Origin of the sequence: Alteromonas macleodii, from assembly GCF_903772925.1 — a bacterium.
In the GTDB taxonomy this organism is placed as follows: Bacteria; Pseudomonadota; Gammaproteobacteria; order Enterobacterales; family Alteromonadaceae; genus Alteromonas; species Alteromonas macleodii_A.
Window position 1 is genome coordinate 3,021,497 of sequence record NZ_LR812090.1, and the last position, 16,173, is coordinate 3,037,669.

Consider the following 16,173-nt stretch of genomic DNA (forward strand, 5'->3'; position numbering starts at 1 on the left):
GTCGTTGTGACACTCTTAACGAGTGCCCACACAGATTGTCTTGTCTAAATTGTTAAAGAACATTTCACTTGAAGCCGTTGCTTCTTAGTGACTCACCCTGCTCGAGCGAGGTGCGCATTATACGCTGGAAGTTTTCGTTGTCAACACTTTTTGAAAATTTATTTTCTGAAGCGTTTCTTCTAAACTCCCGTCTTTACTGGCCTATGCAGGTAGTAGAGACTTACTTCAGGAGGGTTGCTGTTTTGCTTTTCCCCCGAAGCGGATGCGCATTTTAGGGAAATGAGCGCTCACGTCAACACTTATTTTAAATAAATACAAAAAAAGCGACCATTCGGTCGCTTTTCACTCTATTCGTTTATTATGCAGGCAGAATTATGGAAAAGAGCTCTGTTTAATAACACTAAAAGAGGTTTCCTTCTTTTCATAAAGACTAGAACTGCCTACTTACTGCTTAGAAACGTCTTCACTTTCGCTTTGGTTCTTTTTATCAGCATTGAAGTCCGCGTCTTCTTCGTGATCGCCTACCACGTCATCTAAAGTCACTTTCTCTACCGTGCGGAAAGTATTGATAGGCCCTGCCAGTGCATACAAAGCAAATACTAAAAATAGTACAAGCGCTGGCTCTGTTGCAACAACAACGAATATTAAAAGCACTAATAGAAGGCCAACGAATGGAACCTTGCCATGCCAGTTAACTTCTTTGAAAGAATTATACTTAAAGTTACTCACCATAAGTAAGCCAGCTAAACCAGTTACTGCGGCCACAATTAATCCGTAATCAGTCCCTACTGCATCATACTCGACACCAACCCAAACAAGACCGGATACAACTGCCGCTGCCGCTGGACTAGCAAGACCTTGGAAGAAACGCTTATCAGCGATGCCAACCTGTGTATTGAAGCGAGCTAGACGCAATGCTGCACCGGCTACATATACAAATGCAGCTAACCAACCTAACTTGCCTAGTTCTGTTAATCCCCAATTATAAGCGACAAGCGCAGGTGCCATACCAAAAGAGACCATATCGGCCATAGAGTCATACTCTGCGCCGAAATCACTTTGCGTATTTGTCATTCGAGCTACGCGTCCGTCCAGTCCATCAAAAATCATCGCGACAAATATAGCAACCGCTGCAGCTTCAAAGCGGCCGTTCATTGATGATACAACAGCAAAGAAACCAGAAAACAAACCTGCTGTTGTTAATAAGTTGGGAAGTAAGTATATCCCTTTACGTTTTTGTTCAGACATATGTCCTCGTACTTCTACATGTAATTGAGTTAATTATTTCATAGATATGCAAGAAGGCATAGCAAAGTAAAGATACAGCCAGCTTCCATACATAAATTTCTGCGATGACATATTCAAAAAGCTTTGCAATACATTTAGATGAGTCCACTTTATCAAATAAGGACAACGCACAAAGGCTAATAATTTAGAACCTGCTACCTTACTTACCTCGCCAATCAGTAATAACTAGGTATACGGTCACATACCTTAAACAGGTCACCGTTTATATATCATACAACTCCATGTTGAAACTAAGTACTTTCCAAAAAAGTGTGTGTATATAAATAGTACAACGCTTGAAAGGATTGTACTTGAAGCGCTATGCGCTTTTTAAATAGGAAAGTAATGATGCGATTACTAGACAAAACCCTTTCTTCCAAGACCTTGCTATTGCTTTCGATAGCGTTAGTATCGACGCTGAGCGCCAATTCTGCATTTGCAACCTATTATAAAAAGCACGATTACTCTTACTGCGGCTCATCGGGTAGCAGCAACACCCAAAGTAAACAGTGTAACTCGCCGCTTGGTGAGTATACCTATGATCTAGTCGACGATGGTGTTTACAATAGTGTTAACCCTGATAACTCTCCTGTGGAGATTGATGGCGTAAACATTTCTTTGTCCGCATTTTCAGATACTAATAATGTAACTGGCGAAACAGTGGTTGCCGCTAGCCTACAAAAAATCTCAAATACTTGGGCTTATGGAGTTACCAATAATGACGAAGCTTACTACAACGGTAGTTCTGACCATGCTATCGACAACCTAAACTATTATTATGAAGGTAGTAAGGCTTCATATAAAAGCGGAGTGACCAATGTTGAGCGTGATTATGACTTTGTACTGCTTTCATTTGACTCTGCAGTGACGCTAACTGGCGCGAGCTTTTCATGGTTATATAGCAGTAATGATAGTCAAGTTTCAGTAGCTGCCTTAAATGACACCTCTGCTTTGACCTCTGGTGTAAATACATGGAGTGATATTGTTGCAGACGCGCTTACTTCTGCATCTTATGATATCGAGAACTGCGACTACCTAGAACACCGTGCAGATTTCGCATTCACTGAATCTGCGCAATATTGGCTCGTAGGGGCATACAACACAGTATTTGGCAATATTGGTGGGTACATTGGCAACGATGCTTTCAAACTTGCTAATGTTGGTTTCTCAATTACAGGAACACCGGATACTACAGAAGTGTCTGAGCCTGGTACTATCGGCTTGTTAATGGCTTGCTCTCTATTCGTCATGTGGCGCCGTAAAAAAGCCATTTAAGAAAATTAGACTTTAGATCACTGACAGGTGGTACAACCTGTCAGTTTTTTTTACTCACGACGACAACAACTTAAAATACAATCTTAAAATCAATAGGATACAAAGCGGCACACTTAATGCTTACACGTAAAAACATATTTTGTTTTTAGCATTACGTGACGGATAATCCATGAAGTATATAAAGAGAGTGGCTCTTTGCGCTATGTCACTTCTTAGCAGCACAGTTTTCGCAAATGACAGCACTTTAAATGAAGAAACCTATTCGTTGGGTTCTACTAAATATATAAGCGAATCTCTTAACCCGCTTTCATCGAATTTCATCGAAATAGATGGCCAAAAAATCTATGTTGGAATCACCGGTTGGGCCGATACTGGCGGTAGTTCAGACTTGGTATTAGAACAAGGCGCTATTAAAGGTTGGGAAAACAGCAAAGGCGTCTGGGGCTATGGTCTCTATAACAATGACACTCGACATAATTCGCAATACGGAACCTATGACACTCATAGTCTAGATAACTATACAAATGAAGGCTCCCAAGACTTTGATATGTTTTTAATTTCGTTTAGCGAAGAAGTTACGTTAACGAGTGCTTCATTTAGTTATAAACATGGTGGTGATGGAGAAAGAGAAATAACGGTAGCAGGACTTAAAAATGCTAACGCCTTTCAGGATGCTGTAAACTCAACTTGGAGCGATGTTTATAGTACTATAGTTGAGAACACACTGGGCCATTTTAGTTTGGGGAATAAGGTTAATGGTGTATTTGAATCAAGTTTCACAAACACTATTTCTGGAACAGCTCAGTATTGGTTAGTGGGTGCTTACAATACTGTATTCGACAAAAACAATACATCTCACACTGGAATAGGCTTAAAACTCTCATCTTTAAATATTGGGTTGAAAGACAACACGCAGCAGCCTCCCTCAACAGAAGTCAGCGAGCCAGGTGCCCTTGCACTGATGAGCTTAGGTTTGGGTCTTGTTCTTTATCGACGTAAGCGTCGCGTTTAATTGTTTAAAAACGCTTAGAAAACACGTATCTTTAGAAGGTGGCTTAGGCCACCTTTTTTTATGCTATTTTTGAGCCAGTGGCTAGGCTAAGTTTCGAAGGTTTATATGGATTTTTTTAATAATAAAAAGCGAATTGTACATCGCGCTATTATCTCTGCAGTTGCCTCATCGTTAATCACTTTCAACAGTTTTGCTACTACATCTGAAGATTACGAAAAAGCGCTCACCGCGTTTAACCAAAACGAGTATGACGAAGCCTATATCCACCTTAAAAACAGCTTACAGAAAGACCCTGAGAATCTAGCTGCAAAAATTCTTATGGGCGAAATGTTGCTTATAAACGGCTACTTAACCGCGGCCGAAATGGAGTTTGTAGAAGCACTTGAAATGGGTGCTGACATTAACCTTCTGGCAGAACCGCTTGGCAACACATGGCTATTTCTAAACAAGTATCAAAAGATTGTGGACTTTTTAGACTCAGACAAGCTGTCAGGTGAAGCAGAGCGTGAATGGTTGATGATTCGTGCAACCGCGTGTATTAGATTGGAAGACGAGCAGTGCGCCTTACGCGACTACAACAGCATCGTTTCCCTTTCGCCAGACTTCGTACCTGCCATTAATGGTCTAGCGTCTATTGCCCTTCAAAACGAAGATTTATCTAAAGCAAACTCTCTTATCAATAAAGCCATGTTGTTAGAACCAGAAAACGCAATAACATGGCGATTGAAGGGCCAGCTTGCTTACCGACAGGGAGATACTGACGCAGCAACCGCGCATTTACAAAAAGCTCTAACGTTTAACCGCGACGATCCTATTGCGCTACGTAACCTTGTAGACTTGTACTTAGAAGCAAAAGACTACGATACCGCGAAGCTATTCGTTGATGAAATTATTGAGGACACGCCGAACGATCCGCTAGCCATATTACTCAACAGCTGGCTACAAAGTAGAGACAACCAGCAAGCTATTGATAATGCAAAGCTAAAAGAACTTAACGACTTCATGGCGCAGCTTGACCCTGAGCTGATAACCTCTCAACCCATGTTGCTGTATATCAGTGGTTTAACGAACTTCTTTAATAACAACATGGAAACAGCCGCAAAGGACTTTAATGCTTACTTGCAGCAGGAGCCTGATGACCTGCAGGCTGTATTAATGCTAAGCCAAGTCTATATGGCAACACAGCAAGACAAACAAGCGCTTGCACTGCTTGAACGCCATCAAGATACGTTAATGGAAGACCCTGACTCAGCACTTCTTCTAGGTGACTTATTTATTCGCCAAAACAAAGCGTTTAAAGCTGAACGCCTACTGCAAAATCTTGAATACAAATACCCTAATGAGAACAAGCTTCAGCTTTTCAAGATTAAATTAATGGCTGCCAGAGGTAAGCAGGACGAAGCGCTATCGATTCTTGAAAAGAATTTGCCGACCTACAAAGATAACGCTGGTTTTCTATTCACTTATTCATTAATGAATTTACAAGCGCAGCAATTCGATAATGCGCTGAAGGGTGCAAATTTACTCAGTAAGCTTTTTCCTGATGAAGCTGAAGTATATAACCTTAAAGCCGGCATCTTGATTAGACAAGGTCAGTTAGAAGAAGCTAAAACCAATATTGAAAAGGCGCTGGCACAGAACCCTACCCTCTTTCCAGCAAAATTCAATTTAGCAGCTACAGAGAGTCGTTTAGGGAATGTAGATAAATCTAACCAACTTGTAGAAGAGCTACTTGCTTTGTCCCCTCAGCATAACGAAACTTTAATGCTAAAGGCGTTTAATTTAACCAAAGCGGGCGCCGTAGAAGACGCGAAGCAAATTTACCTCGATATATTAACGCTCAATCCTTCGAATATCGGTGCTAGAGAGCGCATTTCATCTTTATACCAGCAACAAGGCGACATCAAGAACGCACTGTATAATTTAGATTTGCTTATAAAAGATGATTTCGACAATGCTGACTACCTCCTTCGTAAAGCTGCGCTTCAGCTAAGGAATAACCAGCGTGCAGATGCTGAAAAAACGCTAAGCATTGTTAGAAACTTTATTAACGACGATGCTGGAAAGCTTATCGCTTATGCTGACCAAGCTCGCAATGTAGGAAACAGCGAAAGCGCTCTAGGTGCCATGGCGCGCGCTTACGAAATAGCTAACACGAGTACTTTTGTAACTTTGCGTTATACCAGCTTATTGTTAGATTTACAGAAAAACGATAACGCACAGTCGCTATTAGCGACCATTCCAGCAAACCAGCAAGAAAATCCGGTCTATCACTTTCTGAAGGGAAGATTAGCTGCGAATAAGGGTAATGATGAAAGAGCAATTGACGCTTTTGAAAAAGCACTAGACGTGGATGCTGCTTTTGCACAGGCATTTATTGCGATCTACAACTACGCATTAAACGAACAATTTGTTGATGTTTTTTTGAAAACCGCGCGAAAACTTGTTCGTGAAAATGAAAATAACCTGCTGGCGAAAAATCTGCTGGCTCAGTACCTTTTCTTTATACAAGAGTTCGAGGAGTCAACAGCACTCTATAAAGAACTTATTGAAGAGCCCAACCTACTTAATCCAGCAGAAGCCTTTAATCGCTTAGCTATCATGCATATTGAAAAATCGCTAATTACCGCGAAAAACTATGCGCGACAAGCTTATGAGCTACAGCCTAACTCTTCTAAAATACTAGACACATTTGGACACATTAAAGCGCTACAGGGAGATTATGAGGGTAGTCTTAAAATGCTTAGAGACGCTTTCGCAAGAGACGCTAATGACCCCAACATTCGCTATCATTTGGGGTACACGCTAGCAAAATTGAATAGAACTGAGGAAGCGAAGAAAGAGCTAGAGTATGCAGTAAATGTAGAGCGACCTTTCTTCAGGCGTCCGCAGGCTAGAGCATTATTAGAGAGCCTTTAAGGCTCTCTTCACATATAGCTATAAACAGCACGAACAATTGCGTTTGTGCTTCTCCATCTTACCAATGCCTGGATTAAAGGTATTGGTAGGGTCTAGCTCTCTGTAAAACTGCTGTAAAGTACTCTCTGCTTTATACAGATGCCCAACATTATGCTCGGCAGGATATTTAGCACCACGGCTATCTAATAGTGCCAACATGTCTGCTTTGACTTTGTGAGCGTCGCTTCCCTTCTTTAGTATGTAATCTTGATGAAAAACATGACAGAAGAAATGTCCGTAATAAAGCGGCTTTTCAACATGTTTGGCTATGTGCTCAGGCAATTCTTCTACCCAAAACTTGTCATTGCGTCGCAGGGCAATATCTAACGCCAAAATATCCCCTACTTGTTTGTGATGCATCATTTGATAACGCACCGCGGCACCTGCCGCTGCGAAGCGAAGTAAAAAGGCTTTAGACGCCTCCTCTTCATTACAGGTAATGTAGTCACCATCTAGCTTCTCTTCAGCAAACAGTTTGGCTAAAAGAGTCTTTGCCTCTTCAATACCACCATCGCTCATCTTAAGAATAAGGTGGTGTTCGTACTTGTCGCGGTAGGCTCTCAAACTTGTAGGAATTTGGTCAGGGAAAAACTTACTCACAAACTGCATAATGTTGTCGCTTAGGTAACGAGGCATAAAAGGTAGTTTGTTAAGCACAGCATCCACCCGCCCTTTAAGTGCAAACATTTTAGGTAGTGAATCTGTACCCAAACGTTCAATACTCAATATCGTGTCTTTGCCATACACATCTGCAATATCAAACATTTCTCTATGCAGGTATTCACCTACTTCAGGAATATTTTCAAACGTCGACAAAATGTCTCTGCGTATACGGGTAAGTACACCAGCATCGTTTGTACCGATATAAAACGTTTGTTCTTTTTTTGGTACTTCGAATGTATCTAAGCGAACGGCAAAAACGGCAATTTTACCCGCGCAACCGCTGGCTTCATATAGTCTTGATGGGTCAGCATTGAAGCGACTAGGCGAACTAGCATTTACATCTCGAACGAGCTCTTCATAGTCACTAGCTGACGCTTTTTCACTCGTTTCTGGGAGTGATTTTGGAAAGTTGCCTGATGCGAGATTACCGATAATTTCTTCAGGTGATTCACCCAAGTCTATCCCTAAGTGATTCACCAGCTTTAAGTCACCGTTAGCATCTAATTGAGCGAATAGCGACAACTCCGTATAAGCGGGGCCTCGTTTAACCAATGCGCCACCAGAATTATTAGCTACACCACCAACGATAGACGCCCCCAAACAGGACGATCCAATAACCGAATGTGGCGAGCGGTCAAGGGGCTTTAACATTTTTTCAAGCTTAAACAAGGTTGCCCCAGGAAAACTCAATACCTGCCTACCATCATTTATTAGAACGATATCATCCATTGCTAGGGTGTTAATAACTACCACAGGTCTATCGTAATCGTCTCCGCTTGGTGTAGAACCTTCCGTTAACCCGGTTTTGGCTGCCTGCATAATGATGATGCAGTTATATTCAACGCAAACCTTAAGCACTTCCCAATATTGCATTAGCGTGTTTGGAAACAGCACGGCCAATGCCTCACCTTCGCCCGAGCGCCACCCTTTTCTGTAATGCTCAGTCTCACGTTTTCCAACGGCAAGGTTGCTTTCCCCTAGTACGCGTTTAAATGCGTTAATAATTGGGGCTGTTTCCATGTATGACTCCTAACACTCATGCTGAAATTGCTCTAGCAAGTAAACTAAAGGAAAAGACAGTGCCAAGGCAATAATAAAGCAATAAAAAAGGCACTGTCTCCAGTGCCTTTGAATTAAAGATTTGGCTTGATGATTAACTGCTTACTACAAATAGACCACTTTCGTCAGCATCAATACGAATGGTTGATTCCGGTATTAATTCACCCGCTAGCAGTTGCTGTGCGAGTGGATTTTCCACCTGCACTTGTATCGCTCGCTTAAGTGGCCGTGCACCAAACACAGGGTCGAAACCTGCGTCTGCTAATTTATCCATTGCCGCAGCAGAAAGAGTAAGTTTGTAACCTTTTTCCGCTAGTCGTGCTCTTAAGGAAGCAAGCTGAATTTTAGCAATAGACTTAATTTGCTCTTTACCTAACGGATGGAATACCACTATATCATCGACGCGGTTAATAAATTCAGGTCTAAAATGCTGCCCTACAACGTTCATTACCGACGCTTTCATATCGTCATACTGACTTTCGTTGTGTTTATCTTGAATGATGTCTGAGCCTAAATTAGACGTCATGATCACCACGGTATTTTTAAAGTCTACCGTGCGACCTTGGCCATCAGTTAAACGGCCGTCATCCAACACTTGAAGCAGAATGTTAAATACGTCTGGATGTGCCTTTTCAACCTCATCCAATAAAATAACCGAGTATGGTTTGCGACGTACCGCTTCGGTTAGGTAGCCACCTTCCTCATAGCCAACATAGCCAGGAGGCGCCCCGACTAAGCGTGCGACCGAGTGTTTTTCCATAAACTCAGACATATCGATACGCACCATAGCGTCTTCAGTGTCGAACATGAAGCCGGCCAAAGCTTTACACAACTCCGTCTTGCCCACGCCAGTTGGCCCTAAAAATAAGAAAGAGCCGATAGGCCGGTTCGGATCGGCAAGCCCCGCACGTGAGCGGCGAATAGCATTTGATACTGCTTCAACAGCTTCTTCTTGCCCAACTACCCGTTTATGAAGTACGTCTTCCATGCGTAACAGCTTCTCTCGCTCGCCCTCAAGCATTCGCGCTACAGGTATACCTGTCCATCGAGAGAGTACATCAGCAATTTCAATGTCTGTTACTTTGTTTTTAAGTAACGTGGTCTCTCGGGTCTCATTTTCAGCCGCTTGCTCTAACTTTGCTTCAAGCTCAGGGATACGGCCGTACTGAAGTTCCGACATACGATTCAAATCAGATGCTCGACGGGCAATTTCTAAATCTAGCTTTGCTTGTTCAAGCTCCCCTTTGATGGTTTGGGTGCCCTGCATGGCATCTTTTTCATCCACCCACACTTTTTCAAGCTCTGCATACTTGGTTTCTGCCTGCTCGCGCTCAAGTTCAATCATTTCAAGGCGCTTATGGCTCGCATCATCTGTCTCTTTAGCAAGCGCTTGCTCTTCCAACTTAAGCTGGATGATACGTCGCTCTAATCGATCCATGTCCTCAGGTTTAGAGTCTATTTGCAATCGAATGCTAGAAGCTGCCTCATCAATAAGATCAATGGCTTTATCCGGCAATTGACGGTCACTGATATAACGATGTGACAAACTTGCCGCTGCGACAATAGCGGGGTCGGTAATATCTACTGAGTGATGGAGCTCATAACGCTCTTTTAAGCCTCGAAGAATAGCAATGGTGTCTTCCACGCTTGGCTCTTCAACCAATACTTTTTGGAAACGGCGCTCAAGCGCTGCGTCTTTTTCAATGTATTGGCGATATTCGTCTAAAGTGGTTGCCCCCACGCAGTGCAGTTCACCACGGGCTAACGCGGGTTTAAGCATATTCCCAGCATCCATGGCACCATCGCCTTTTCCGGCACCTACCATGGTGTGCAGTTCGTCAACAAATAGAATGACGCGGCCTTCTTCTTTAGCCAATTCGTTTAGTACTGCCTTCAAACGTTCTTCAAACTCACCGCGGTATTTAGCACCCGCCACTAATGCGCCCATGTCGAGGGCAAGAACGCGCTTGTTCTTCAAACCTTCAGGCACTTCGCCGTTAATGATGCGCTGTGCTAAACCTTCCACAATAGCCGTTTTACCCACCCCAGGCTCACCAATAAGCACGGGGTTGTTTTTGGTTCTGCGCTGAAGCACCTGAACCGTTCGACGAATTTCGTCATCTCGCCCAATCACCGGGTCGAGCTTGCCCTGTTCTGCTCGCTCAGTAAGGTCTGTGGTATACTTTTCAAGCGCTTGACGTACGTCTTCTGCGTTGGGATCGGTAACCTTTTGTCCACCCCGCATGTCATCTATCGCGCTTTCAATAGCGTCTTTATTGATATTAAGGCTTTTAAGAATTTCACCCAACCGCCCTTTATCCTGAAGAGCCGCTAAAACGAAGATTTCAGAAGTGATATATTCGTCTTTTCGTTGCTGAGCAATCTTGTCGCAAAGGTTAAGTAGAATGCCACTGTCTTTACTTAATTGGACATCGCCACCAATGCCTTCGATTCGAGGTAGGCGTTCAATTGCTTGGCTCAATGCGGAGCGTAGCGCATTGACATTGATGTTTGCTTGATCAAGCAACGGGCGTACTGAACCACCTTGCTGGTTGAGCATGGCAGTCATTAAATGGACAGGTTCAATATATTGATGATCTCGCCCCAATGCGAGTGATTGAGCATCGGATATCGCGAGCTGAAATTTACTGGTAAATCTATCTAGTCTCATAATCTCAACCTAATAAGTGAACAACTATACCTGCGGTAACACGCCGCGGTTACGAACATTTTAACTCTCGCAGAGTAGGTAATGATCTATGCGCAATGGTATTCTTTATGTTCTAGTTATGTAGGCTGCTCAATTGCGATTCAAGTACGAGATTGAAAAGTTAGCCAAAAAGATAACAAATACTGTAGGAATTTTGATGTAGCGCAAATAAATGATGGGATTAAGAACTACTGCCCTTGGGGCCGGGTATCTAAAGCATACCTATTACGCTAACCATTCGCCCAGTTGTGCGTTTGTTTTGGTGAGTAGCTCTTCGATGCGAATAGAAGCGTCGCTCGTCAGTGTAAGTACACAGGTTACTTTGCGTAATATCTTCAACGCCAGTTTGCTGCAATTGCATCTGTGCTACTAGAGGTAAATCTAATAAGTACTTCCCTTTATTAGTACCATTGGCAATAGCGCCATCTATGTGGCTAAATTTACTTGCCAACTGTGCATCTACTTCATAGCAAGCGCCGCTAATTGCAGGTCCTATCCACGCTATGAGCTTATTAGCATTACAGCTAAAGTGTCCAACGGCATTGGCGATAATGTTTGTTTCAAGACCTTTCCAGCCGGCATGCACTGCAGCTACTTGTTCACCACTTTCATCACACAACAAGATGGGCACACAGTCTGCGGTCATCACCGCACAAAAGTGTGACTTGGAAGAAGAGTACGCTGCATCCGCAGTGGTATCCACGCTTGGCAGAGACACTACGCGATTACCGTGTACTTGCTCTAGCCACGTTATCTTTTCGCTGTGTGGGATCAGGCTTCTATTGGCTTTAACTAATAAAAGGTCATCCCCCACGTGTGCACCAACATTTAGACCTGCAAAATCCCCCATACTACCGCCCCCCAATCTTGTCGTTGTATATGCGACAATGTTAGAGGGGCATGACCATGCCGGACTGATTAAATCCAACGATGACGTAATAGGTGAATTTGCAGCTGAAAATGTCATAGTGTCATCTGCTTAAAGCATATCTTGCGGGTTGTCTGCAGAGTCTTTCTTCACCGCCTTAAGCAAGTCTTGCATATCTTGAGGCAGAGGTGCCTTCCAGGTCATCCACTCTTCGGTCTCAGGATGGAATAGCGATAGCTGAGCGGCATGTAACGCTTGTCGCTGGAATCCGCGAAGTGCAGCAATAAATTCCTCAGACGCACCTTTAGGTAAACGCGGACGCCCGCCGTACACCTGATCGCCTAACAGCGGATGCTTTATATGCGCCATATGTACGCGGATTTGGTGCGTACGACCGGTTTCAAGCTTCAAACGCAAGTGAGTATAAGCGCGGAACTTTTCAATAACGCGATAATGCGTTACTGCTGGTTTACCCATTTCGCGAACTGCCATGTGCGTGCGCTTTGTGGCATGCCTGCCGATAGGTTCATCTACAATACCACCCGCAACCATAGTACCTAAAGCGATGGCTTCATATTCACGGCTCATCTCACGGCGCTGTAGCTGATCCACAAGGTGCGTTTGCGCAGGTATTGTTTTTGCTACTACCATCAGACCCGTAGTGTCTTTGTCAAGACGGTGGACAATGCCTGCTCGGGGAACTTTGTCAATTTCAGGATAGTGATTTAGCAATGCATTAAGCACTGTACCGCTTGGATTTCCCGCACCTGGATGCACGACCAAATCAGCAGGTTTATTTATAACTAAAATATGCTCATCTTCGTAAACAATATCTAGCGCAATGTCTTGCGCAACACTTGTTACCTGCACGTCCATTTCGGCTTGTACAGTAATGAGTTCATCCATTTGCATTTTGTGTCGTGGAACGGTGATTACTTCACCATTTACCGAAACATTCCCGTCTTGAATCCAAGTTTTTAACTTAGAACGAGAATATTCAGGGAACAAATCAGCCAAAACCTGATCTAAGCGTAAACCAAAATGCGCAGCTTCCGTTGAAGCTTCTAATTGTATTGTGTTCGGCGACTGTGTCATAACACCATTGATTACGTCTAAAAAAGGGTATTATAACAAGTATTCACGCTGTACACTGCCTTGTTTACGTTTTTGTATGGTTTTTCTCGTCGTTAGTACGTTAGAATGCAATTAAAGTGTTGTTGTTTAACACATGAGCTTAGACAGCGAAGTATTAAACTGTTTAGCAGGAAAATAGAATTATTATGAAATCATTTCGTCTACTGGCTCCCGTTTTATTGGGCGCTATGGTATCTGTCGCAGGATGTAGTTTTTCAGATAAAGAAGAGAAAGCCGTTTTAGCTAACATGGGTGCACAGCAACTGTATGACAGAGCAAAGCAAAGCATGGAAGTCGGTAACTTTAGCGCTGCTGCTCAAACGTTAAGTGCGCTAGATTCCCGTTACCCGTTTGGACCACTGTCTCACCAAGTACAGCTAGATCTTATTTACAGCTACTACAAGTCGGGTAAGAATGAAGAAACACTTGCCACTATCGACAGATTTATCCGTCTTAACCCTAATCATTCGGATGTTGACTACGCATATTACATGCGTGGTTTAACTAACATGGAATCAGACAGTAACCTATTCCAAGAGTTAATGAACATCGATCGTACTGATAGAGACCCATCAAAATCTCGCGCAGCGTTTGAAGACTTTCGTCGTTTGATTCAGCAGTATCCTGATAGCAAGTATGCGGCTGATGCGAAGCAGCGTATGGTTCATATTAAAGACCGCTTGGCACGTTATGAAATTGCAATTGCACGTTTCTACATGAGAAGGGAGGCGTATGTTGCTGCTGCCAACCGTGGTCGCTATGTTATTGAGCACTTCCCGAACACTACGCAGGTCCAACAAGCCCTGGAAATTATGGTTTCAAGCTATGAACAGCTTGGTCTAACTGAGCTTCGTGATAACGCCATGAAGACACTTAGACTTAACTATCCGGATAGCGAGTTTATTAGCTAGTCTAAGCAAGTTCGAAGCGCGAACGACTATTGAACATTAATATTTAAAACGAAAAAACGCACTTAAGTGCGTTTTTTGTTATTTAGCGATTGTAAGCAAAGAAGCAGACAAGCAATTGTTTTAAACCTTAGCGGAAGAAGAGATGGCTAAATGGATTTAATAGTCTCGCTAAACCGGAAGTAAAGTGTAGTGGCTGATCTACAATACTAAATACTAAGCAACCGTCTTTTCCTTCAGCCTTGGGCGTATGGGTCTTTTCACCATCCATGAAAATAAAGTCGCCGGTATCATAGCGGCTAAGTCCATCGCTAAATTCACCATCAATAACTAGCGTGTATTCGGTTCCTCGATGAGTATGCTCTGGCACACTACCGCCACCGCCCATAAATATAAAATTGGCTACACCCTGATTACCTAAATCAACTGGGGCCTGCCATAGCTTACCGACTAAACTAGACCAGTTCCCGGTCTTGTCGATATACCGGTGAAGGGTTCTAGGCAAAGTAAACGTCCTGCCATCCAATTCAATAGTATTTAATTTTTCTGATTTAGATGGTGCAAGAGGCTTTTTAAAAGATTCTCGATATTCAGAAACACCAGCAGTTTCAACACTGCCGTCAGCGATTTGTGGGAGTTGTGTAATTTGTGAAAACATATCGCCAAACTGAAGGGAAGCATCAGAAGCCGCGAAAGCATTTTCGCTTACAGATGACACCATTTGTGCCGCTAAGCTTTCTGTCTCAATCTCAACAAATCGTTGGCATTTCGGACACATATCACAATGTGCTGAAACCATTAAAGATATAGCAGGTGACAGCGTGCCCTCAACGAAATCTCTAAGTTGTTGGGCACTGGGATGAAACCTAATCATTATCGTTTAACATGACCTTTAATCGTTGAAGCGCCAAACGCGTGCGTGACTTTACCGTCCCTAACGGAATGGAAAGTTCATCGGCAACTTCCTGTTGAGACTTGCCATCAATGTAGATAGCTTCAACTACCGCTTTTTGTTTTACCGGCAGTGATTCAAACAAGTGACCAATTTGCTCTAAAGTAACTTGCTCGTCAAGTGGCGCCTCATTAGCATCTGCAGTTTGCTCACAAAGCACTGGCCACAGGTCATCAGAGCATACGTCTTCTTTTCGGTTCTGCAACTTACGCAACATATCAAAGCGTATGTTACGCGCAATTGTGAATATCCATGTCGATGGAGACCCTTTCTCAGCGTTGAAAAGGTGCGCTTTTTGCCAAACATTTGACATAGTATCTTGCACAAGCTCCATAGCTAACGCTTCATTACCCATTTGTTTTAAAGCATATGAACGTAAGCGAGGTGCGAAGTAATTAAATACTCTAGCAAAGGAGCGTTTGCATCTGGCGTCAGCAACCGCCACTAGGTAATCAGACATTTCAGTAGCACATTCTTTAGGTTTGATTGTGCTGTTGCTTTGTTCCAAAGGAATTCCAACTAACATAAGATTCGTCCGCTTTTCCGTTTTGGTTGTATCATTCTACGACGTTCTGACTTAAAACGTTTGCGAAAAACGCAAATGTTGGATTACGAATTTGTAATGTCAACTTCAACTCTCAAAACTAGGCAATCAGTGCAGAAAGATAATTTACCAAACTAGTACATTCTCTTTGTGCTAAAAAATGCTGTTTTTGCGAGCCATCCACTGGCAGTAACTCCAACCATCTATTTAATACCCAGTTGGGACAATCAAATTTTGGTGAGTCGTATAACGACGCCAGTTCTTCGTAATTTCCAAATATTTCTTTAAGCCGCTCGTCCATAGGCGCTATTTGTTGAGGGGCCAAATCGCATTTCCAAGGCGCTAACACCTTACAACTTCCAGTGCGAAGACCGTCTTTTTCGACTTCAATGCTACTTACCTCAACTAAGTGAGAACCAGCAACCTTTATGCCAAGCAACCCATCGTCGAGCATATCAAAGTCAACAACCTGTGCGTATGTCCCTATTTTATGGATATGTTCATTTGAATCTTTGTCACCGTTTGCATTTAGCATACACATCACAAAGCCTTTATTTTCGGCACATGCCTGCTTAACCATACGCACATACCTAGGCTCAAAAATACGCAACGCCATTCTGCCTTCAGGCAAAAGATGCGCAGATAAAGGAAATAAGGGAAAACGTTCTACACTCATACTCAACACTTCCGAAAACACGAAAATACTTACGCGACCGAGTACAAATAGGATCGAATGGGAAAATTTTTCACAGATAAACTGAAAAACATGATCTTAAGTTCAGCAATTAATGTAATTTAGATTT

12 protein-coding genes are annotated in these 16,173 nt (G+C 43.0%); 4 read left to right on the top strand and 8 right to left on the bottom strand.

All coding sequences use genetic code 11. The features are described from left to right. Nucleotides 1–444: 444 nt before the first annotated feature. Nucleotides 445–1,248, bottom strand: coding sequence for a CDP-diacylglycerol--serine O-phosphatidyltransferase (pssA, locus tag PCAR9_RS13035; protein ID WP_136782349.1), 804 nt, complete (start codon nucleotides 1,246–1,248; stop codon nucleotides 445–447). Between the two features lie 387 nt (nucleotides 1,249–1,635). Here pssA and xdp1 (PCAR9_RS13040) point away from each other — a divergent pair, with 387 nt between their 5' ends. The 3 genes from xdp1 (PCAR9_RS13040) to prsT all read left to right on the top strand — a co-directional run bounded on the left by xdp1 (PCAR9_RS13040) (nucleotide 1,636) and on the right by prsT (nucleotide 6,493). After that, nucleotides 1,636–2,562, top strand: coding sequence for an exosortase-dependent surface protein XDP1 (gene xdp1, locus PCAR9_RS13040; protein WP_179985235.1), 927 nt, complete (start codon nucleotides 1,636–1,638; stop codon nucleotides 2,560–2,562). Between the two features lie 169 nt (nucleotides 2,563–2,731). Next, nucleotides 2,732–3,574 carry an exosortase-dependent surface protein XDP1 gene (gene xdp1, locus PCAR9_RS13045; protein ID WP_179983966.1) on the top strand — a complete coding sequence of 281 codons (843 nt, stop codon included), beginning with the start codon at nucleotides 2,732–2,734 and terminating at the stop codon, nucleotides 3,572–3,574. A gap of 105 nt (nucleotides 3,575–3,679) precedes the next feature. Beyond that, the gene (gene prsT, locus PCAR9_RS13050) at nucleotides 3,680–6,493 is read left to right on the top strand and encodes an XrtA/PEP-CTERM system TPR-repeat protein PrsT (protein ID WP_179983967.1); all 2,814 of its coding nucleotides are present in this window, start codon (nucleotides 3,680–3,682) and stop codon (nucleotides 6,491–6,493) included. Nucleotides 6,494–6,511: 18 nt separating this feature from the next. Here prsT and dld read toward each other — a convergent pair whose 3' ends face one another. The 4 genes from dld to rluD form a co-directional block, all read right to left on the bottom strand. After that, nucleotides 6,512–8,215 carry a D-lactate dehydrogenase gene (dld, locus tag PCAR9_RS13055; RefSeq protein ID WP_179983968.1) on the bottom strand — a complete coding sequence of 568 codons (1,704 nt, stop codon included), beginning with the start codon at nucleotides 8,213–8,215 and terminating at the stop codon, nucleotides 6,512–6,514. Nucleotides 8,216–8,348: 133 nt separating this feature from the next. Continuing rightward, entirely contained in the window at nucleotides 8,349–10,925 is a 2,577-nt protein-coding gene (clpB, locus tag PCAR9_RS13060; protein ID WP_179983969.1) for an ATP-dependent chaperone ClpB, read from the bottom strand. Between the two features lie 250 nt (nucleotides 10,926–11,175). Then, nucleotides 11,176–11,931 (bottom strand): peptidoglycan editing factor PgeF, encoded by a 756-nt coding sequence (pgeF, locus tag PCAR9_RS13065; RefSeq protein WP_179983970.1) that lies wholly within the window; start codon nucleotides 11,929–11,931, stop codon nucleotides 11,176–11,178. Between the two features lie 12 nt (nucleotides 11,932–11,943). Beyond that, the gene (rluD, locus tag PCAR9_RS13070) at nucleotides 11,944–12,927 is read right to left on the bottom strand and encodes a 23S rRNA pseudouridine(1911/1915/1917) synthase RluD (RefSeq protein ID WP_179983971.1); all 984 of its coding nucleotides are present in this window, start codon (nucleotides 12,925–12,927) and stop codon (nucleotides 11,944–11,946) included. Nucleotides 12,928–13,112: 185 nt separating this feature from the next. Here rluD and PCAR9_RS13075 point away from each other — a divergent pair, with 185 nt between their 5' ends. Continuing rightward, nucleotides 13,113–13,877 (top strand): outer membrane protein assembly factor BamD, encoded by a 765-nt coding sequence (locus tag PCAR9_RS13075; protein ID WP_179983972.1) that lies wholly within the window; start codon nucleotides 13,113–13,115, stop codon nucleotides 13,875–13,877. 127 nt (nucleotides 13,878–14,004) lie between these two features. Here PCAR9_RS13075 and PCAR9_RS13080 read toward each other — a convergent pair whose 3' ends face one another. The 3 genes from PCAR9_RS13080 to PCAR9_RS13090 form a co-directional block, all read right to left on the bottom strand. Then, on the bottom strand, nucleotides 14,005–14,748 hold the full coding sequence (locus PCAR9_RS13080; protein ID WP_179983973.1) for a ChrR family anti-sigma-E factor: 744 nt from the start codon (nucleotides 14,746–14,748) through the stop codon (nucleotides 14,005–14,007). Beyond that, nucleotides 14,741–15,352, bottom strand: a complete 612-nt coding sequence (locus PCAR9_RS13085; RefSeq protein WP_179983974.1) for a sigma-70 family RNA polymerase sigma factor — start codon at nucleotides 15,350–15,352, stop codon at nucleotides 14,741–14,743. Before PCAR9_RS13085 ends, PCAR9_RS13080 begins: the two co-directional genes overlap by 8 nt. Nucleotides 15,353–15,470: 118 nt before the next feature. Next, nucleotides 15,471–16,046, bottom strand: a complete 576-nt coding sequence (locus tag PCAR9_RS13090) for an LON peptidase substrate-binding domain-containing protein (protein WP_179983975.1) — start codon at nucleotides 16,044–16,046, stop codon at nucleotides 15,471–15,473. Nucleotides 16,047–16,173: the final 127 nt, after the last annotated feature.